The sequence below is a fragment of the Actinoplanes palleronii genome, assembly GCF_016862315.1.
Classification (GTDB): Bacteria; Actinomycetota; Actinomycetes; order Mycobacteriales; family Micromonosporaceae; genus Actinoplanes; species Actinoplanes palleronii.
On sequence record NZ_BOMS01000160.1, the window covers coordinates 1 to 19,763 of the forward strand.

The 19,763-nt window shown below is 70.7% G+C and carries 18 protein-coding genes and 2 pseudogenes; 9 read left to right on the forward strand and 11 right to left on the reverse strand.

All coding sequences use genetic code 11. The features are described from left to right. Window positions 1-270: 270 nt before the first annotated feature. Entirely contained in the window at window positions 271-417 is a 147-nt protein-coding gene (locus Apa02nite_RS44655) for a hypothetical protein (protein WP_203830553.1), read from the forward strand. 229 nt (window positions 418-646) lie between these two features. On the opposite strand, the gene Apa02nite_RS44660 is transcribed toward Apa02nite_RS44655, so the two are convergent. Continuing rightward, the gene (locus Apa02nite_RS44660) at window positions 647-1,735 is read right to left on the reverse strand and encodes a DUF4190 domain-containing protein (RefSeq protein WP_203830554.1); all 1,089 of its coding nucleotides are present in this window, start codon (window positions 1,733-1,735) and stop codon (window positions 647-649) included. Window positions 1,736-2,170: 435 nt separating this feature from the next. Beyond that, window positions 2,171-3,064 (reverse strand): LysR family transcriptional regulator, encoded by an 894-nt coding sequence (locus tag Apa02nite_RS44665; protein WP_239165004.1) that lies wholly within the window; start codon window positions 3,062-3,064, stop codon window positions 2,171-2,173. A gap of 128 nt (window positions 3,065-3,192) precedes the next feature. On the opposite strand from Apa02nite_RS44665, the gene Apa02nite_RS44670 reads away from it, so the two are divergent. The 5 genes from Apa02nite_RS44670 to Apa02nite_RS44690 all read left to right on the forward strand — a co-directional run bounded on the left by Apa02nite_RS44670 (window position 3,193) and on the right by Apa02nite_RS44690 (window position 8,994). After that, a complete protein-coding gene (locus Apa02nite_RS44670; protein WP_203830556.1) occupies window positions 3,193-3,681 on the forward strand; it encodes a hypothetical protein in 489 nt (162 codons plus the stop codon). A gap of 42 nt (window positions 3,682-3,723) precedes the next feature. Beyond that, complete coding sequence (locus Apa02nite_RS44675) at window positions 3,724-4,704, forward strand: helix-turn-helix domain-containing protein (protein WP_239165005.1); 981 nt, start codon at window positions 3,724-3,726, stop codon at window positions 4,702-4,704. Further along, on the forward strand, window positions 4,692-5,153 hold the full coding sequence (locus Apa02nite_RS44680) for a cupin domain-containing protein (RefSeq protein ID WP_203830558.1): 462 nt from the start codon (window positions 4,692-4,694) through the stop codon (window positions 5,151-5,153). The genes Apa02nite_RS44675 and Apa02nite_RS44680 overlap by 13 nt, the downstream gene beginning before the upstream one ends. A 343-nt stretch (window positions 5,154-5,496) precedes the next feature. Further along, on the forward strand, window positions 5,497-6,387 hold the full coding sequence (locus Apa02nite_RS44685) for a phosphatidylinositol mannoside acyltransferase (protein ID WP_203830559.1): 891 nt from the start codon (window positions 5,497-5,499) through the stop codon (window positions 6,385-6,387). A gap of 90 nt (window positions 6,388-6,477) precedes the next feature. Then, window positions 6,478-8,994 (forward strand): fibronectin type III domain-containing protein, encoded by a 2,517-nt coding sequence (locus Apa02nite_RS44690; RefSeq protein WP_203830560.1) that lies wholly within the window; start codon window positions 6,478-6,480, stop codon window positions 8,992-8,994. Between the two features lie 142 nt (window positions 8,995-9,136). Here Apa02nite_RS44690 and Apa02nite_RS44695 read toward each other — a convergent pair whose 3' ends face one another. The 4 genes from Apa02nite_RS44695 to Apa02nite_RS44710 form a co-directional block, all read right to left on the reverse strand. Continuing rightward, a complete protein-coding gene (locus tag Apa02nite_RS44695) occupies window positions 9,137-10,591 on the reverse strand; it encodes an FAD-dependent monooxygenase (protein WP_203830561.1) in 1,455 nt (484 codons plus the stop codon). Further along, window positions 10,588-11,187 carry an acyl-CoA-like ligand-binding transcription factor gene (locus Apa02nite_RS44700; protein ID WP_203830562.1) on the reverse strand — a complete coding sequence of 200 codons (600 nt, stop codon included), beginning with the start codon at window positions 11,185-11,187 and terminating at the stop codon, window positions 10,588-10,590. The genes Apa02nite_RS44695 and Apa02nite_RS44700 overlap by 4 nt, the downstream gene beginning before the upstream one ends. A 281-nt stretch (window positions 11,188-11,468) precedes the next feature. After that, window positions 11,469-12,134 (reverse strand): hypothetical protein, encoded by a 666-nt coding sequence (locus Apa02nite_RS44705; protein ID WP_203830563.1) that lies wholly within the window; start codon window positions 12,132-12,134, stop codon window positions 11,469-11,471. A gap of 87 nt (window positions 12,135-12,221) precedes the next feature. Next, entirely contained in the window at window positions 12,222-12,530 is a 309-nt protein-coding gene (locus Apa02nite_RS44710) for a hypothetical protein (protein ID WP_203830564.1), read from the reverse strand. 232 nt (window positions 12,531-12,762) lie between these two features. Here Apa02nite_RS44710 and Apa02nite_RS51630 point away from each other — a divergent pair. Beyond that, a pseudogene (locus tag Apa02nite_RS51630) lies at window positions 12,763-14,676 on the forward strand (RCC1 domain-containing protein); the annotation flags it as partial. Between the two features lie 84 nt (window positions 14,677-14,760). Here Apa02nite_RS51630 and Apa02nite_RS44730 read toward each other — a convergent pair. The 3 genes and pseudogenes from Apa02nite_RS44730 to Apa02nite_RS51640 all read right to left on the reverse strand — a co-directional run. Then, window positions 14,761-15,312 (reverse strand): annotated as a pseudogene (locus Apa02nite_RS44730) (response regulator); the annotation flags it as partial. Then, window positions 15,309-16,031, reverse strand: a complete 723-nt coding sequence (locus Apa02nite_RS51635; RefSeq protein ID WP_239165006.1) for a sensor histidine kinase — start codon at window positions 16,029-16,031, stop codon at window positions 15,309-15,311. The pseudogene Apa02nite_RS44730 and the gene Apa02nite_RS51635, both read right to left, overlap by 4 nt. Next, window positions 16,010-16,423: a hypothetical protein gene (locus Apa02nite_RS51640; protein ID WP_239165007.1), complete on the reverse strand. Its 414-nt coding sequence runs from the start codon at window positions 16,421-16,423 to the stop codon at window positions 16,010-16,012. The genes Apa02nite_RS51635 and Apa02nite_RS51640 overlap by 22 nt, the downstream gene beginning before the upstream one ends. Before the next feature lie 182 nt (window positions 16,424-16,605). Here Apa02nite_RS51640 and Apa02nite_RS44740 point away from each other — a divergent pair, with 182 nt between their 5' ends. Next, window positions 16,606-16,980 carry a DUF6223 family protein gene (locus Apa02nite_RS44740; protein WP_203830565.1) on the forward strand — a complete coding sequence of 125 codons (375 nt, stop codon included), beginning with the start codon at window positions 16,606-16,608 and terminating at the stop codon, window positions 16,978-16,980. 47 nt (window positions 16,981-17,027) lie between these two features. Here Apa02nite_RS44740 and Apa02nite_RS44745 read toward each other — a convergent pair whose 3' ends face one another. Continuing rightward, a complete protein-coding gene (locus tag Apa02nite_RS44745; RefSeq protein WP_203830566.1) occupies window positions 17,028-17,822 on the reverse strand; it encodes an RNA polymerase sigma factor SigF in 795 nt (264 codons plus the stop codon). A gap of 222 nt (window positions 17,823-18,044) precedes the next feature. On the opposite strand from Apa02nite_RS44745, the gene Apa02nite_RS44750 reads away from it, so the two are divergent. Next, entirely contained in the window at window positions 18,045-18,617 is a 573-nt protein-coding gene (locus Apa02nite_RS44750; RefSeq protein ID WP_203830567.1) for a DUF4291 domain-containing protein, read from the forward strand. 67 nt (window positions 18,618-18,684) lie between these two features. Here Apa02nite_RS44750 and Apa02nite_RS44755 read toward each other — a convergent pair whose 3' ends face one another. Next, on the reverse strand, window positions 18,685-19,665 hold the full coding sequence (locus Apa02nite_RS44755) for an aldo/keto reductase (RefSeq protein WP_203830568.1): 981 nt from the start codon (window positions 19,663-19,665) through the stop codon (window positions 18,685-18,687). Window positions 19,666-19,763: the final 98 nt, after the last annotated feature.

Consider the following 19,763-nt stretch of genomic DNA (forward strand, 5'->3'; position numbering starts at 1 on the left):
CCACCGCCCCCAACCCGACCCACCGCGGACCCCAGCCGCCCCTTCGATGCCGAGCACGGACCCCAGCCGCCCCTTCGATGCCGAGCACGGACCCCTGCCGCCCTACCGGCATCGATCACCCACTCCCACCCGGCGAAGCACCACACGGCGGCCGAACCTCCCGGCCCGCAACGACCCCCACCCACCTGCACCGAACACATCCGACACCACTCCGGCGCCGTCCCGCTGGCGCTGGTCACACCGGGCACGCCGTTGCCGTTCACCGCGACGGTGGACGCGAAGGACCTGCTGACCAGGATCGAACTGCAGGTCCCGGCGGCCGAGGGGCAGAAAGCCGGCGTCTGGCGGACGTCGGTGTTCGGCTACGGCACGACCACGGCTCCGGAGCTGACGATCAAACAACTGATCATCAAGTGACCGCGTGTCCGAGAAGGCTCCGAGCAGCGATAGCGGACCGGCCGCACACCGGGGCTGCCGATGCCGGTTCACCGCTGCCGGACGGTGCCTCGACACCGTGACGACAGGGAGATGCGGATGGCCATCGGCAGCGCAGCGACGTTTCCGCGCAGCGATGTCGAGCCCGCGCTCGACCTGCTGCATCTCACGAACCTAAGCCGCGTCCGGATGAGATCACCCCGACCCGCCATCACTGTTCGGGCAGTGGCTCGCCCTGCGTGGCCGACAGCTTCAAGGCGCGACGTACCGCCAGCATGTGGGTGGGAACGTGGCGCTGCTGGGCCTGCTGGACCCGATGGCGCAGATCGTTGTCGCTGGTCGCGCCGGCGGCGGACTGCCACAGTGGCAGCGCCGCGTCGAGGTCGGCGACGAGTTGGAGCATTGCCGGCTCGGCCTCACTCGGCCATGGTTGCGTGTCCACCTTCACTCGCATGGCCGAGCACGCGTCGACAGTCTGCGCCACCGCGCTCCGCAGCTCGGCCGGCGGGCCGGCCGTCAGCAGCGCATCGACGCGCGCCGTTAGCTGAACGCAGTCCCGGATCGCCAGCAGGAAGTGGAGCTGGTCGGTGTTCACGATCGCGGCGTCCTCGCGGAGAGACCGGCTGATCGGCGCCTGGTCCGCCGCGAGGAAGCAGGTGATGCTGTGGCTCCCCCGCGACCACTCCGAGTCCCGCGGGACGTACCAGCGGGCGTGCACATCGGCCGGCAACGACAACGGGTCGAGGACGTAGTTACGAGTCACCGAGAGGCAACCCTCCTGGGCGCGTTGGACGAGCGCCGCGGCCCCCGGGTACTCGCCGACGTTGCCCCGCCCGTCCCCGAAACCGACCCAGCCGGCCATCTCGGCACGGTGTGGCCCGGTGCACGGCAGCGTCGCGATCTGCCCGGGCACGAACGGGTCGTCGTGCCCGGACGCCGGAAGGTCCAAGCACTGGCCGATCCGCAGCGCCACCATGTCCTCGGCGCGGTGCGTCACGTACCGGTTGACTCCGACGACGACGGCGAGAACGACTGCCCAGACACCGCTGAGCACCAGTCCCGCGACGGCGAGGCCCTTGCCGCGCTGACCGGTTTGCTTGATCTTCACCAGCGCGGCGGCGCCCAGCAGCGGGCTGAAGATGAAGCCGCCGATCAGGCCGAAGATCAAGGAGGCGACGGCCAGCCCGCTGAGATCGTCTCGCGGACCGCCCGTCAGGTCCGGGTCCCACTCGACCGGAGGACGGCCTACCGGCGTGGCTGGCCCGTCGCCCGGTTCCAGCCCGGTGGCTCCCTGGTACATCGCGTGGTGTCTCCTCCACTGCTTTCTGATGAGCGACCGGACGATACAGCACGCGTGAGCGGGCACGAGGTCCGTCCGCCGTGAACCCGCCCACTCGTCGCCTGCGGCATTACGCCCCAGAGCACGTTCCGGAGAACGCGTTCGCCACTCCGCATCCCATTGATGACCGCTCATGCGTGAATGACGTTTACCATGATCCGCACCGCTGGTGCCTTCCCCGATAACACCGCGTGAACGGCGAGCATCGTCGTATTGGCGACGACCGAACCGCCACGGGTCGAATCCTTCGCATCAGTCGACCAGTTCGGTCAGCGATGCTCCGTCGAGGTGCGCGACAACCGCGAGCGTGCTCTCGCATGGCGGCTGCGTAAGAGGAGATCTCCCGCTGGGAGGCGCGGGCGGCGAGGTGCAGCCACAACGCGCATCGGGCGCGGGTCAGCCGGCCGGAATCGCGGCGTCGCTCAGCGCAGCCGCCAGGGTCCGGGCGGCAGGTAAGGGTGCGGCCGGTAACGCCACGTGGATCGTGCGGCGCAACGCGGGATCGTCGAGGCGGCGCAGCACCAGCTCGGCGGGGACGGCCCACGCGGCCAGCGACGGGACCAGCGCCACGCCCAGGCCGGCGGCGACCCAGCCGAACTTCCCGGTCCACTCCGCGATACGGATGATCTTCCGGGGGCTGAAACCGGCGCGTGCGCAGGCGTCGGCGAGCATGGTGGGCCGGTCGCCGTACGCGTTCTGCACCCACGCCTCGTCGCGTAGCTCGCCGAGCCCGATCGTCGCGGCGCCGGCCAGCCGGTGCCGGCGGGGCAACGCGACCAGCAGTTCGTCCTCGCACAGCACGGTGGTGGTGACCCCGTCGGCCGACGGCAGCCCGTACGGATAGTCGCTGACGACCGCCAGGTCCAGCGTGCCGTCCTCGAGACGTGCCATCAACGCCGCGGTCGGGCCCTCGAACGCGACCACCTCGACATCCGGCTCGGCGTCGCGGAACGCGCGCAGCGCGGTCGGCATCAGTGCCACGTTGGCCGTGCCGAACGCTCCCACGTGCAGCAACCCGCCGTGCCCGGCGTGCAGCACGGCCAGTTGGTGTTCGGCGCGGGCCAGCCGGTCGAGGACCTCGGCGGCGGTGCGATGCAACGCCCGCCCGGCCGGGTTCAGCCGGACGCCGCGGGGCAGCCGTTCGAAGAGTGGGCCGCCGGCCTGCTGTTCGAGGGTGGCGATCCGCCGGGACACCGCGGACTGCGTGTAGTTCAGCGCCGTGGCCGCCCTGGTGAACGATCCGGCGTCGGCCACGGCGACGAGCAGCCGCAGCGCATCGATGTCGAACACGACCCTCCCATTCCTGAAACGCATCGATCCTATGCGAACCAGTCGCTGGTGGGATACCTCGCGCCGCCCTAGCGTTGTCGATGCGGCCGCTCCGATGTAGACCGAAGCGATGAGAAGAGGATCCCGAGATGGACTACAGCAGGCTCGGTAAGCGGATCGGTGACTACCCGGCCGGAAGTGTCGGCGCCACGCTGACGCAGCTGTTCCGGCGGCTCGCTCTGGCGTCCGTCGTCGCCCTCATCATCCTCGGCGTGATGAGCGACGAAGGCATCGATCTCACCCGGACCGGCGTCGCCTCAATCGTCCTGGGCTCGCTGTTCGGACTGCACCTGGCCTGGCGTGCGGTCACCGCCAGGTTCGGCATCCGGCGGATCTTTCTCCACGAGAACGGCGTGTACGCGACGAACCTGTTCGGCCAGCAGGCGGACGCGGTGACGTGGGACGAGGTGACCGGGTTGAGGGAGATATCCGGCCAGTCGCTGGTGTCCAACTTCTACCGGCTCGAACTCCACCGGCACGGCTCGGCACCGATGGCGCTGATCACGATCGGGTTCAAGCGCACCCTGATCGAGGCCGTGCTGCACCAGATGCAGAACGCCGGGTCGCCGAGCCGGTAGGTGTCCAGCCCTGCCGGAAGGGTCGCCGCTACCGTTGACCGGGTGATCGGCAACCTTGAGACGTTCCAGGACGAGCTGGCCGCCAGCGGGTTTCCGCCGCTGGTCAACAAGCTGGCCGGGGCCTGCTTCCGGGGCCGGATCACCACCCACGACCTCGGGCCGCTGCGGCTGGTCTCCCTCGACACGCCCGAGAGCGCCTGTACCGGACGCGAGCGCGACGCCTCCGACGGCGAGAACCTGGCGGTCAAGGTGATGACCCGGGGCCGGACGCGGATCGAGCAGGGCCGCGGCGACGCCGAACTCGGGCCGGCCGACCTGGTGCTGCTCGATCCCACGCGTGCGCTGCGGTTCGAGAGCACCGCCGGGGCGCACGTCACCATCCTGGTGCCGCGCCGGGAGCTGCGGATCCGGCCCGCGCAGCTCGACCGGCTGATCGGCAAACGCATCGACGGCAGCCACGGTCCGGGCGCTCTGGTCTCCGTGCTGGCTCGCCAATCAGTGCGGTCGGCGACCGGGTTCCGCGAGGCGGAGGCGCTGCGGTCGGCGGCGGCCGTCATCGAGCTGATCACGGTCGCGCTGGAGGCCCGGCTGGGCGACGAGCAACCGGCCCCGGACGAGTGGCTGCGGAACCGGATCGCCGGCTACATCGAGGCCCGGCTGGCCGATCCCGACCTGTCCCCGCTGGGCATCGCGGCCGCCCATCACCTCTCCGTACGCCGGCTGCACAAGCTGTTCGAGGACCAGCCGCTCACCGTCGCGGCCCTGATCCGGCGTCGCCGCCTCGAGCGCTGCCGGGCCGAGCTGACCGGAGGCGGACGTACGGTCACCGCCGTGGCCGCCCGGTGGGGGTTCTCCGACGCCACCCATTTCAGCAAGCTCTTCAAGACGACGTTCGGCTACACCGCCCGCGCACTGGTGACCAGCAACCGTGCGCTGACGACCAAGACGCGCACGGCCGGCCCGGAACAGGATGGTGGTGATCAAGGCAGGCGACAGCAAGGAGAGAAGTCGTGGCGAAGGTGAACATCGTCCGCCCGGGTGAGGGCGAGATCCTCGGCAGCGGGGCGCACCAGATCCGGATCCTGGAGAACGGCGAGCACACCGACCACCGGCTGGGGTTCGCCGAGGTCACCATTCCGCCGGGCACCCCGAGCCCGTTGCAGCACCGCCATGCCCAGCACGACGAGGGCTTCTACGTGCTGGCGGGAACATTCCGGTTCACCGTCGGCGACGACCACCACGACGCCGGGCCGGGCACCTGGGTCATCGTGCCGACCGGGGCTCCGCACACGTTCGCCAACATCGGCGACGAGAACGCGGTCATGCTGAACACGTTCACACCGGACCGGTACGTGCAGTATTTCCGCGACTTCAAGGCCATGATCGATTCCGGCCAGCCGGTCAACGCCGAGACCATGAAGCCGCTGTGGAAGAACTACGCCACCGAGATCTCGAACGAATACGCCTCGTGACGTGCCTTCAGCTTCCGGCCACCATCCCCGGGTCCGGATGAGGTTCTCGTAGGTTTCCGGGCGGCCGGCGCGGCCTCCCACCGCAGCGGCGCCGCTGTGGTCGTACCCCCGAATGGTTTTCGTCTGTCAAGCCGCCGGCAGGCGCAGTTCCGGCACCGGGAAGGACACCACGGACCGGCCGGGCCAAGGAGCCTGCGCAGCATCGCAGGGGGCACGCTCCGCTTCAGGTGGGGACCAGCATGTTCGGGTCAGCGCCGGTCGCGAGCCGTTCCCGCACCGCGGCGAGGTCCGACCACGACCCGTAGCCCATCCGCGACCAGCCCGGGACCGTTATCATCCCGGCGTGGGAGAGGACCTTTCCGGACGGCTCTACGGTGTTGCGTGGTGGGTCACGCCGCGGTTGCCGGGCCCGGTCGCCGCGCTCGCCTTCGACGCGGTCGCCGCCGTGATGCGCCGGTCCGGCGTGGGCGGGGTGCACCAGCTGCGGGTCAACCTGGCCCAGGTGCTCGGCCAGCCGGCGGACAGCACCGCAGTGACCGCCACGGCCGACCAGGGCGTGCACTCCTATCTGCGGTACTGGCGGGAGTTCTTCGGGCTTGCCGGATGGAGCCCGGACCGGATCCGCGACACCGTGGTCTTCGAGTCGCTGGACCGGGTGGCCGCCGCCCGCGACGCCGGCCGTGGCGTCGTGCTGGCGCTGCCGCACAGCGGCAACTGGGACCTGGCCGGCGCCGCGCTGGTGCTGAACGGGCACCGGTTCACCACCGTCGCGGAACGCCTGCGCCCGGAACGGCTCTACCAGCGGTTCGTGAGCCACCGTGCGGCGCTCGGCATCGAGGTGCTCCCCGCCGACGAGACCCGGCGGGCGATCACCACGATCACCCAGCGGCTCCGGGCCGGCGAGGTGGTGTGCCTGGTCGCCGACCGGGACACGTCCGCGGCCGGCATCGGCGTACGGTTCTGCGACGCCCCGACGACCTTCCCGGCCGGACCCGCGCAGCTGGCCCTGCGCGCCGGAGCCGCCCTGATGCCCGCAACACTCTGGTACGACGGTCCGCAGCTACGGGTCCGGATCCACCCGGAGATCGTCCCCGGCCGGGACGGCACCACCCGGGCCCGGGTGGCGGCGATGACGCAGGAACTGGCCGACGTCTTCACCGACGCCGTTCGCCGGCATCCCCACGACTGGCACGTGCTGCAACCGGTCTGGCCCGCCCCCGCTCAGCAGGGCTGAGCCGAGCGGCACGCCCACTGTTCATTCCGGGGAAGCCCGGCCGTGACCTTCATAGTCGATCATCAATCGACTGTCTACTGAGGAGTTGCGGTGGAGAAGACGTGGCGGCTGCCGGGCCACATCGTTGCGGCCCTGTGTGCCCTGGTACTGGTGGTCGCCGGCATCCCGGCCCGGGCGATCGCGGCGGAACCGGCCCGATGGCACGGGCATGCATCGGTCGAGGGTGTGACGGTCACCGAGACCGAGGACAGCGTCACGGTCACCCTGGAGAACGACGACATCGCCCGCGTCGACAGCGGTCTGCTGCTGACCTGGATGGACGAGCTCACCACCGCGGCGCCGGTGCTCACCGACGCGATCAAGGTGTCGTTCGACGCCCACCCCCTCGACATGGGCCTGTCCGCGGCCGACCGGGAGCCGTGGAGCACCTCCGACGCGGAACTGTCGATCTCGAGCGTCGGCAACAGCATCTCCATCGTGCTGCCGATGGACGAGGCGCACACCGAGGCGAGCTGGTGGATGAAGCTGGTCGCCTCGGCCGTCGGCTACCTGAGTCAGCTGTCGATCCGCATCTCCTGCTACGCCGCCTTCAACGTGGGCTCGGCGGTCGCCGGCCCGGTCTGCGCCGGTCTGGGCGCCTTCACCGGCGTGATGGTCTACCAGGCGATCGTCATCTTCGTGGACCACAAGCAGGCCGATCCGGAGCAGTGGGCGCAGGCGCTCGCGTTCGCGGTGGTCGCCGCGGCCGGCGCGGTGGCGTGGGAGAGCGGGCTCAACGACTTCGCGAAGACCAAGATGCGACCGCTGTTCGAGAAACTGCGGGACGCCACCTACGAGCTGGCCAAGAAGGCCGGCCCCTGGATCAAGAGAGCCGTCGGTGACGGGTTCACCTGGCTGGGTGATCGGCTCGGCGAGCTGTCGCAGTACATCTCCGACAAGATGAGCGCCGCCTATCGTGCGCTGTTCGAGAGTGCCGGCGTGGGCACCGTCAAGGTGATGGTGGTCGGCGACTCGATGAGCCACGGCCGGGAGGGCGACTACACCTGGCGGTACCGGCTGTGGCAGTGGTTCCAGAACCAGCACATCGCCGTCGACTTCGTCGGCCCCTACTCCGGGACGCAGCCGCCCGACGAGGCCGCGCCACCCCGCCCGCCGCTGCTGCAGGGCGAGACCGAGGCGGGCAGCAGGCCGCGGACTTCCGGATCGTACGCAAATGGGGTTGTGCCTTTTGACAGCAACCACTTCGCGGTCTGGGGGCGGCAGGCGGCCCAGGACCAACAGCTGATCAGGGAGCAGGTCGCGGCCTGGCAACCGGACCTGCTGCTCGTCGGCCTCGGCTTCAACGACCTCGGCTGGTTCGTCAGCGGCCCGGACGGCACCCTGGCCAGCATGAAGTCGCTGGTCGACAACGCCCGCGCCGCCAAACCGAACCTCAAGTTCGCACTGGCCAACGTGCCGCAACGCACCAAGATCGACGGCCGGGACGACCTGCCGGTGAACACCGACACCTACAACCGGAAGCTCGCCACCGCGATCCCGGGCTGGAGCACCGCTCAGTCACCGGTCCGGCTCGTCGACTGGCGCGGCAACTACCGCTGCGAGGTCGGCGGCTGCCCCGCCGGATACGACGGCCTGCACCCCAACGCGCTCGGCGAGTACCAGATCGCGCACGCCTTCGAGCAGACCCTGCACGACGGCTACGGCCTCGGCGCGAACGTCCCCGCGGCGCCCGCCACCGCACCGGGCCGGGCCCTGTCGACACCAGCCCGGGTCAGCGCCATCGCCAGCCCGGGCGGCTTGACCGTCACCTGGGATCCGGTCTTCGGCGCGTCCGGCTACACCGTGCGTTCCCGGCTCGTCGGCCAGTCCGCCTGGAGCGAGATGCCCGCGTCGGCCGCCCGTTACGACAACGGCTGGGTCCTCGACGGCCAGCAGTGGGAGGCCCAGGTCCGGGCGAACTACGGCGACCAGGCGTCCGGCTGGTCAGGTGTGGTCGGCACGACCGTGCGTCCGCAGACCGCCGCCGGCGCGTCCAACATCCTCACCCTCGCCGCGCTCGACGGCCTCGACATCGCCTGGGACCCGCCGACCGGCAACTACACGGCCGGCATCGAGCGGTACAGCGTGCTCACCTACGACCAGGACACCCCGGGCGCGTGGCTCAACGCCGTCGGGATCAAGGGGCAGCGGGCGCACATCGGCGGGCTCATCTCGGGACACCGCTACGTGGTCGCGATCCAGAGCTGGAACGCCGCCGGCGGTGGTTTCCCCTCCACCGGACACGCCATCGTCGTCGGCGCGGGAAAACCCGCCGACCCCACCGGTCTGACGGTCACCGCGAGCGATCCGACCACCGTCCAGCTGGCGTGGACCGCGGCCGCCGGGGCCGGCGGCTATGAGGTCCGGATCCGCAACATCAACGACAACACCACATCGTACGAGGACAGCGGCACCACCACGCACGGCATCGCGTACCTGTTCCCCGGGTACTGGAACTACGAGTACTGCGTGCGGGCGTACAACGGCGAACAGAAGTCGGGCTGGTCCCACTGCGTCGTCCTGCCGCCGAACACCGCGGGAAGCCCCGGGCAGCCACCGGGCCGGTAGCGTGGCGGACAGCGCGAGCCGGCCCGGGCCCGCGCTGTCCGCCCACGCGCGTGACCGACCCGCTGGGCGTCTGCGCGGTCAAGTGTTGCCTTGGACGCTCGCCGCAGATATTCGGGTAAGCCGGAAGGTGGTGAAACCCTCGCTAGCCGGCCGGACCGAACCAGGTGGTCAGCGCGTGCGTGAGGCCGTCGCCGCCGTTCTCGTGCGCCCAGGCGACGTAGCCATCGGGGCGGACCAGCAGACCGGTCAGCGGCTCGGTGGCGACGGCGGGGACGATGTCGACCCGGTCCTGCCAGCCGGCGGCGATGTCCCGCAGGCGCCGGTCCGTGGTCAGGTCCAGCAGCACCGGCCGGCCGGTGTGCAGGAGGGTGCCGAGGGTCGTGCCGCGGTCCAGTTTCAGGTCGGGTGCCCAGCCGCCGATCAGCGGGTGGGGGCCTGGCTGGTAGCGGATGTCCAGGCCGGTCAGCCGGTCGGCGACGGCCCGCAGCGTGGTGGGCTCGGTGAGCAGCTCGGCGAAGACGTCGCGCAGGGCGTCGACGTGCGGGCCGGGTGAGAGCAGCAGGCCCTGGGCGCGGACGGAGGTGAGCATCCGCTCGGCGACCGGATGCCGTTCACTGTGGTAGGTGTCCAGCAGCCCGGCCGGGGCGTCGCCGCGGACCTGCGCGGCGAGTTTCCAGCCGAGGTTGGCGGCGTCCTGGATGCCGGTCGTCATGCCCGGGCCGCCGGCGGGCAGCTGAATGTGTGCCGCGTCCCCGGCGAGCAGGACCCGCCCGGCCCGGTACCGGTCGGCTTGGCGGGCCGCGTCGGTGAACCGGGACAGCCAGCGTGACTCGCTCATCCCCACCTCGGTGCCGAGCACCCGGCGGGTGGCCCCGCGCAAGTCGTCGAGGGTCACCGGGGCGTCCCGGTCCCCGCCGGTCCGCCATTCGGAGACGACCACCCGGTGGACGCCGTTGCCGAGCGGGAACGCGGTGAACAGGCCGGTCGGGGTACGTCGCATGCCGGGCGGCACCGCGTCCGGGTCGGTCAGTGTGACGTCGCCGAAGCGGGAGATCTGGGTGGCCTCGGTACCGGTGAAGCCGATGCCGGCCGCCCGGCGGACCAGGCTGCGGGCGCCGTCACAGCCGACCACGTAGCGGGCATCCAGCCGGTAGCCGCCGTCCGGTCCGTCGACCTGGAGGGTGACCTGCTCCGTCGACTGGGTCACCTCGGTCACTTGATGACCGCGGCGCAGCTGCGCGCCGAGCTCGACGGCCCACTCCCGCAGCACCCGCTCGACCTGCGCCTGCGGCGCCATCAGCAGGGGCGGGAGGTGCTCGGGCGGCACCGACTCCAGCAGCGGCGTGAGATCCAGCGGGATGCCGCCGAAGTGGGTGAACCGGGCCCAGCCCCGGGCCGCGCCGTCGAAACGGTCGAGCAGGCCGCGGTAGTTCAGGGTCTGCGCGCCGCGACCGGCGATGCCGGGCGCCTTGGAGAGATCAGTCGGGGCAGCCAGCCGTTCCAGCACGATCACCTGGACGCCGCCGAGCCGCAACTCGCCGGCGAGCAGAAGGCCGGTGGGGCCGCCACCGACGATCACCACGTCGACCGGGCTCATTTGCGCAGCTCGGCCGGAACGGGCAGGCCGGCGGCGACCTGACCGAGAGCGTCCCGCAGCACGGCCGGCAAGGGCTGGGTTGCCCCGTTCTGCCGCCAGTGCTCCATCGTCACCCGGATCGCGCTCAGCACGGCGCCGGCAACCAGCCGGGGATAGAGGTCGCGGTCGGCGTCCGCGCCGATCCGGGACGCGACGGCCGCAGCGACGCCGGATTCGATCACCGCGTACGTCTTGAGGTGCTCGTCGGTGAGCAGCGGGGCGCTCTGGAGCCGCACCACCTGACGCATGTCGCTCTCGTCCCCGGCGAAGCCGTCCACGACAGCATCCGTCAGCGCCGCCCACAGCGGCTCGCCGACCGGGCGAGCGGCCAGCGCCTCGATGATCTGCTCGGCGCGCTGGTGGCCGGTGGCCAGCAGCGCTTCTTCCTTGGTGGCGAAGTAGTTGCTGAACGTGCGGACGGAGACGCCCGCCTCGGCGGCAATGTCCTCGACGCGCACCTGGTCCCAGCCGCGCAGGGCGGCCAGTCGAAGGGCGGCCAGCCGCAGGGCGTCGCGGGTGGCTTGCTTCTTGCGCTCACGCAGTCCGGGTTGGCTCATGCATCAACCATAGCCAATCTTGCAGTGCCCTGCAATATTGCATTTGACTGCAATATTGGCCGCGCTTCGTCGGCTGGCGCACGTGCTTCGTGACCACTTGCACGCAGGGTGAACAAGCTTCGAGGCGCCACCGGCAATATCAATATCCGCAAGTGGTGCCGGTTCTCACCGACATCTCGGCGCGCGACGCCGTCAACGTGGTGCCGAAAGTCGCGAACATCTGGTGCCCACATCGCGCGAACGAAGCCAAGCGCCAGCCACGGGTGCGGAAGCGTGAGCCGTCAGTCGAACCAGGCGACGAGCCGTACGCCCTCGTCCCCGAAGCGATGCGCCAGCGTCTGCATGACGGCGAAGACGTGTTCCCATCCGGTTCCGGGTCCGAGCACGTCGTGTCGGGAGATGGCGGGCTTGTACTGGAACATGGTCTTGCGTTTCCCCAAGATGCCGCCTTCCCGCCCAGTGCCGTCTTGCCACCAGGTGCCATAAGGGGTGTCGGCCGGTGATCCGCTGATCGGTGACAGGCCGTACTCGGTGATGAACTCGTTCGGCCACTGGTCGTCGATGCGGCATTGCACCCAGACTCCGTCGCCGGGGCTGTCGCCGAAGCCGAGAACGCCGCGGGCTGGGAGTTCGGCTGTCATGTCGAGGTCGCGCAGTTCAGGCCAGGAGATCCAGGTGCTGCCATGGACCGCCCGGTCGACTTCGGCGTTGTACGTGTAGTCCCTGCGCACGGTCTCGGAGACGTCGGCCGGCAGGCCGCGGTCTTCGGCGACTGGTTCCCAGCCGGCCCAGTTACGTTCGCCGAACAGGCATCCGTAGCCGTCGTAGCCGTCGCGTAGGACGGGGTAGAGACTATTCATGCATTCGAGCCACGGGCGCTCTTGGTCCGGCCAGAAGGCGTTGAAAGGTTCGCGGACCTCGATCACGTCGTAGATATCGGTTCCCACGCGGAGAGATCATAGGTCTTCTTGATCTTGTGCCTGCTGGTTGACCTCGGATCTGTTACCACGTTTGAGCGCCACTGGGACGGATCCCTATCGGGTGGATTCGATGTCAGCGGGTGCAGTGCCGCCGGCTGCGGTGGGAGCACCGTAGCCGCGATCGAGACCACCATGGCCGGACCTCCACCCGTCGGGCCATAGCGGTTCGAGTTTTCCCTGTGCGTCGTAGAACAGATAGGACCGTAGGTCCGCGGAGTGCTCCAGCTGGTGGTGGAGAGCGGGCGGGTGGCCGCCCTCGACGGCGAGGATCGGCTGGGCGGCCAGCAGTTCGCGCAATACGCCGATCTGCCAGGTGACGGCGAGCAGCTTCCTGAGCCGCATCAGGATCGCGACGGAATCCACAACGCCAGATCATGCAGCAAGGCCGCCATCTACCGTCAAAACGTTTCCGGGTGGGCGGGAAGCGGTCGACATAGCCCCGATCAGCAAGATCGTCTGCCGATTGGCCGGAAGTCACCCGAAATGGTGAAGCTTGGCGGCACGCGATCGCGTGTCGACAGCGCCGTGGTGGTGTCGCTGTGTGCCGAGAAGGATCGTGTGGGCAGTGTCCGCGGCAGTGGTGCTGGCGGCGGCAGTGTCCGCCCAGCCGGTCGTCGCTCGGGCGCTGGCCGGCCGGATCGTGCAGGTCACCGTCGGCGGGAGCCACTCCTGCGGGCTGGGCAGCGACGGCACGGCCTACTGCTGGGGGCAGGGGGCCAACGGGCAGCTGGGCAACGGCGACACCGCGGACCAGCTGGCTCCGGTAGCCGTGGACGGTCCGGCCGGCGTGACCTTCACCCGGCTCACCGCCGCCTCCAACCACACGTGCGGGCTGGGCGACGACGGCACGGCCTACTGCTGGGGACAGGGTTTGTTCGGCCAGCTGGGCAACGGCGGCACCGCGGACCGGCTGACTCCGGTAGCAGTGGACGCTCCGGCCGGCGTGACCTTCACCCAGCTCACCGCCGCCACCAACCACTCCTGCGGGCTGGGCGACGACGGCAGCGCCTACTGCTGGGGCAACAACAGCAACTACCAGCTCGGCAACGGCGGCCAGCTCGGCGCCGGCGGTTCCTACACCCTGCCGACGCCGGTCCTGGTGAACGCCCCAGCCGCGGGGGTGACGTTCACCCAGCTCACCGCCGGGTCCACCTACACATGCGGGCTGGGCAGCGACAGTACGGCCTACTGCTGGGGCCAGAGCGGTGACGGTCAACTGGGAATCGGCGGCGGCTCCACCACCCAGGCGAGTCCCGTCGCGGTGGACGCCCCGGCCGGGGTGACCTTCACCCAACTATCCGCCGGCAGCGGCGGCCCCACGTGTGGCGTGGGCGACGACGGTCAGGCGTACTGCTGGGGCTTCAATGCCGCCGGCCAGTTGGGCAACGGTGACACGGAGACTCAGTACAGCCCGATGGCGGTGAACGCTCCGGCGGGGGTGACGTTCACCCATGTCTCCGCCGCGTCCAACTACTCGTGCGGGCTGGCCGGCGACGGTGGGGCGTACTGCTGGGGATCCAACGACAGCGGCCAGTTGGGTGACGGCAGCACCGCGGACAAGCTGAGCCCGGTGGCGGTGGACGCCCCGAGCGGGGTGACCTTCACCCAGCTCGACGCCGGCTACACCAACGCGTGCGGGCTGGGCAGCGACGACGCGGTCTACTGCTGGGGTACGAACGACCATGGTCAGTTGGGTGACGGTGGCACCACGAACCAGTCAAGCCCGGTGGCGGTGCCGCTGTTCGCGCCGGCCTCGTCCCCGTCGCCAACCCCCAGCCCGTCGCCGTCGGCAACTCCCAGCCCCGCGCCGGGCGGCAGCGTGTCCCCGCCGGTCGCCCAGCTCGCTGCCGGCGACTACCACACCTGTGCGCTGAGCGACGACGACCAGGCGTACTGCTGGGGCGCCGGCACGAGCGGTCAGCTGGGCGACGGTGCCACCGTGTCCCGCTCGCATCCGGTAGCAGTCAGCGCACCGGCCGGAGTGACCTTCACCCAGCTCACCGCCGGCTGGACCCACACCTGCGGACTGGGCAGCGACGACGCGGCCTACTGCTGGGGCTCGAACCTCCGCGGCGAGCTGGGCGTGGAGGGCGCCACGAATCGCTTGACTCCGGCGGCGGTCAGCGCTCCAGCCGGAGTGACCTTCACTCAGGTCACCACCCGCGAAGACCACACGTGCGGGCTGGGCAGCGACACCACGGCCTACTGCTGGGGTCCCAACACCCGCGGTGAGCTGGGCGTCGGTGACACGGCGCCTCGCTCGGTCCCGGTGGCGGTCAGCGCACCGGCCGGAGTGACCTTCACCCAGCTCACCGCCGGCTGGTTCCACACGTGCGGCCTGGGCGACGACGCCAAGGCCTACTGCTGGGGCGCCAACGGATACAGCCAGCTGGGCGTCGGCGACACCACGAATCGCTCGATTCCGGTGGCGGTCAGCGCACCGGCCGGCGTGACCTTCACCCAGCTCACCGCCGGCTGGACCCAGACGTGCGGCCTGGGCAACGACAGCAAAGCCTATTGCTGGGGCTCCAACAACCACGCGGTCGCGGGCGTGCAGTTTGGTCATGGCCCGGTTGACGTGCGTCTTGGCGGTCACCGGGCTGATCACCATGTCGGCGGCGATCTGATCGTTGGACAGCCCACGCGCGGCCAGCGTCACGGCCTGGCGTTCGCGGGCGGTCAACCGGGTCAGCACGGTGTGCCCATCGGCCTGCGGGGGCTGGGTGACGTACCGGTCGATCAGTTTGCGGGTGATCGACGGTGCCAGCAACGCGTCGCCGCGGGCCGCGACGCGGACGGCGTGCAGAAAGTCCTCCGGCAGGATGTCCTTGACGAGGAAGCCGGCCGCTCCGGCACGGAGCGCCTCGAACACGTACTCGTCCAGCCCGTAGTTGGTCAGGACGACGATGTGCACCCCGTCCAGAGCCGGGTCCGCGGTGATGCGCCGGGTGGCCTCGATGCCGTCGACGCGCGGCATCCGGATGTCGAGGAGAACGACGTCGGGCCGATGTTGCCGGGTCAGCGCGACTCCGTCGTGGCCGTCGCCCGCCTCGGCCACGACCTCGAGGTCGTCCTCGGCGTCGAGCAGAGCTCGGAAGCCGCTGCGGATCAGAGGCTGGTCGTCGACCAGCAGGATCCGGATCACGACGTGCCGTCCACGGGGAGTTCGGCGTGGACGGTGAAGCCGCCTTCGTCGCGGGGCTCGGCACGCAGTTCGCCACCGAGGGCGGTGACACGTTCACGCATACCGAGCAGACCGACACCCGGCACCGACGGCGTCCGCGGCATGGCGATCCCGTCGTCGTCGACCTGGATGACCACTGCGCCGGGGTGGTAGGCGACCCGGACGGACGCGGTGCCGGCCCGGGCATGGCGGGCAACGTTGGTCAGCGACTCCTGCACGATGCGGTAGGCGGTCCGGTCCACCGCGACCGGAACGGCGGCACGTTCTCCCTCGACCGACAGCGACGCCCGCAGGCCGGTCGCGGCGGCCCGCTTCACCAGGTCGGGAAGGTGGTCGAGGCCCAACGGCGGGGAGGTGTCATCGTCGCGCAGCGCTTCCAGGGTGGCGCGCAGTTCCCGTGCCGCTTCGCGGCCGGCGTCCCGGATCGCCAGCAGAGCGTCCGGCACCGGTTCGCCGCGTTTCTGCGCCACGTGCACGGCGGCCTCGGCCTGCACCTTGATCACGGAGATCTGGTGGGTGAGCGAGTCGTGCAGCTCGCGGGCGATGTGCAGCCGTTCCTCGTCGGCGCGGCGCAGCGCGTTCTCCTCGCGGGTGCGTTCGGCCTCGTCCGCCCGGCGTTCGGCTTGGCGCAGCGCCTCGCCCGCCGCGGCGGCGGCGATCAGCCAGGCCAGTTCGAGCACCCCGCGGGCCTGGGCGAACGCCTCGCCGACGCGTCGCGGCCGGAGACCATGGCGGCGGCGGGCAGGGCCACCAGCACCATCAGGCTGGTGACCGCGGTGGCGACCCGGCGCCCGGCTCGCATCGCCGAGTACACGGCTACCAGGTACGCGGTCGCGAACACGGCAAGACCGGCAGCCTCATAGCCGACCGCGCACAGCCCGGTGACGACCAGGACCGCGACCGGGGCGCGCCGGCGTGCGGCCAGCGCGAGACCGCCGACGGCCAGCAGCGCGAGGCCGAGCTGCTCGGAGCCGGATGGCGAACCGCGCGCGGCAAGCCCGGCCGCCACCATGATCGCTGTCACCCCGGCAGCGATGATCGCGTCCCGGACACCGACCCGTGCACTGCCCATGAAGGCACCCTAACGGGACGGCCGGGTGCGCGAATCCTGCCGGCGCAGCGCAGCCGACTACCGCGGACGTCGTACGTCGCCGGCCTCCTGCCACGCCGGCAGCAGTCCGGGTCCGGCGCTCGTGGCAGCGCGAAGTGCCGACGCCGGCACGATGCCCGGCGCGGACCGGACGGCCAGGATCGATGACGTCCATCCTGTCCACCGAGGAGAACGTGATGTCCGACCTGATGCTGTTCGCCGCACCGGCCGTGGATGCGGCCACCTTCACCGTCGACCGGGCGGTGGCCACCGCAGCCGCGGTGACAGCCCTCGCCGGCGCCATCGCCGGCGGGTACGCCCTGGCCCGGCCCGCTGCCGGCGCGGTCCCGCGCAGGGCGGTCGTCGCGCTGGCGGCCGGCGTGATCGGCGCGCTCACCGGCATCGTGGTGCTGGCCACCGCCGACGGTGGACCCGGCACCGGTAATGGCGTCGTCGGCGGCTGCGCCGGCGTGGTGCTCGGGCTCATCGCCGCAGTGTCGGGTGGGCTGGCGCTGCGCCGGTCTCGGCGGCGCACCTGACCGGCGGCGCCGGCGCCATGCACCCGCCGCGGGCCAGGGCGGGTCGCTCAGACCGTGGCGCCGTCGAGCCGGCGCCGCAGCTTGGTGAGGGCCTTGGTCAGCAGCCGGGAGACGTGCATCTGGGAGATGCCGATCTGCTCGGCGATCTGCTGCTGGGTCAGGTTGTCGTAGAACCGCAGGCTGACGATCTTCTGCTCGCGCTCGTCGAGACCGGCCATCGCCGGGCCGAGGGTGATGCGCAGCTCGGCGTGCCCGTAGCCGGCGTCCTCGCCACCGAGGGTGTCACCGAGCTCGGTGCCGCCTTCGGTGATCGGGGTGGAGAGGCTTGTCGCGTTGTAGGCGCGGGCGCCTTCGAGACCCTCGATCACCTCGTCCTCGCTGATGCCCAGGTGGGTGGCGATGTCGGCGACGGTCGGCGAGCGGCCCAGGGTGTTGCTGAGCGTGTTGTTGGCACCGGTGATGGCCAGCCGCAGCTCCTGCAGCCGGCGCGGCACGCGGATCGACCAGGTCTTGTCCCGGAAGTGCCGCTTGAGCTCACCGACGATGGTCGGGACCGCGAACCCGGCGAAGTCGACGCCGCGCTCGGCATCGAACCTGTCGACCGCCTTGATCAGCCCCATGATCGCGACCTGGTGCAGGTCGTCGCGGGGCTCGCCGCGGTTGGCGTAACGGTTGGCCAGGTGCCGGGCCAGCGGCAGCCACGCCTCGATCGCCCGGTCGCGCAGGCCGGGCCGGGACGGGTGACCGGCCGGCATGGCCGCCATCGCGTTGATCAGCTCGCTGGCCGGGTCAGCGCTCGTGGCGGCGTCGACCGGGGCGGCGGTGTCAACGGTGACGGTCATCGGGGTGCTCCTCGCGCTCAGCCAACACAACAGCCGCGCGTCGCTCGACCCGTGAGGCGGCTCAGTATCCCCCACACCGTCGTCAACTGCGGCTCTCCAGCGATACCCATCACCAAACCAGGTCAAAACCATCCTTTCGTACGTCATAGTGGCGCCGCAAAGGGGATGCGGCGGGCTCCTGTTGCCCGCCCGACCCGGGTGTCCGAGAGGGCTGACCGGCCGATGCGCAGTGATGGGGCCCTGGGCCCGGTAGCGGCCGATGTCGCCCGCCCGCAGAAATCGCTTGGCGCCGGGCGGTTCGTGACGCCGTTCTCGTTCACCAGGATGACGTGGATCAAGCCATCGCTGCTCTGGCTGATGCATCGCAGCAACTGGGCCCGCAAGCCCGCCCAGGAAAGAATCCTCGCCGTCCGCATCACCCGCGCAGGCTGGGAGCAGGCGCTCGCACAGGCGGTCCTCACCGCCCCGGAGTCCTCGGTGTACGGCAACGCGGCCGCCTGGAACAGCGCATTCGAACGCGCGGCGGTGCATGTGCAATGGGACCCGGAGCGGACGCTCCGAGGGGCGCCGCTCAACCACTACAGCATTCAGGTCGGCGTGGGCCGCGAGCTGATCCGCACCTATGTCGATGAATGGATCGTCGGCCTGGCGGACATCACACCCACGGTGCACCGGGCCGCCGGACTGATCCGGGCAGGCCACAGCGCCAAGGCGGAACGACTGCTACCCGCGGAACGCGTCTACGCACTGAACCCCGCCCTCGCCCGGCGCATCAACGCCGACGGGCCGAGGTGAGCGTCCGGCAGTTCCTTTTCCTCGCGGCGCTTGCCCGCGGTGCCGGCGTTGTCGTCGATGACCGTGCTCACCGGTCGATCGCGGCCATGTTGGCCTCGTCGTGGCGGGCGCCGGCCGCGGGTTCGAGGGCGTCGAGGCGCTCGAGCTGGCCGGCGGTGAGCTCGACGGTGTCGGCGGCGGTGTTCTCCTCGACGCGGGCGACCCGGCGGGTGCCGGGGATCGGGGCGATGTCGGTGCCGCGAGTGAGCAACCAGGCCAGGGCGGTCTGCGCGGGCGTGGCGCCGATCTCCGCGCCGATCGCGGTGACCTCGTCGACGATGGCCAGGTTGCGCCGGAAGTTCTCGCCGGTGAACCGTGGGTTGGTTGTGCGCCAGTCGTCGTCGGCGAAGTCGTCGACCGAGCGGATCTGCCCGGTCAGCAGGCCGTGCCCCAGTGGCGAATACGGCACGAGGCCGATGCCGAGCTCGCGCAGCAGCGGCAGGATCTCGGCCTCCACGTCACGGGTCCACAGCGAGTACTCGGTCTGCAGGGCGGACACCGGCTGCACGGCGTGGGCGCGGCGGATGGTGTCCGGCGACGCCTCGGACAGGCCGAAGTGCAGCACCTTGCCCTGCTTGATCAGCTCGGCGACCGCGCCGGCGGTCTCCTCGATCGGCGTGGTGCGGTCGACCCGGTGCTGGTAGTACAGGTCGATGTGATCGGTGCCGAGCCGGGTGAGCGACCCTTCGACCGCGGTCCTGATGTTGGCGGCGGTGCTGTCGTTCACCCCGGGCCCGCCGCCCGCGTGCGAGACGATGCCGAACTTGGTGGCGATCCGCACCTGGTCGCGGCGGCCCTTGATCGCTTCGCCGACGAGCTGTTCGCTCAGGAACGGGCCGTAGATCTCCGCCGTGTCGATGTGGGTCACCCCAAGATCAAGAGCACGATTTATCGTACGAATGGACTCGGCGTGGTCGAGAGCGCCTTCGCTGGTGTAGACGCCGGCCATGGTCATCGCGCCGAGGCCGATGCGGGAGACTTCCAGGCCGCCGAGGTGTGCGTTCTTCACGATGGTCTTCCCTGTCGTTGCGGGTGGCCCGGCCTGATCGGTGGGCAGTACCCAGGGAACCGCCACCGCGGGCAGCGGAGAAGTCACTGCTGGAGGGT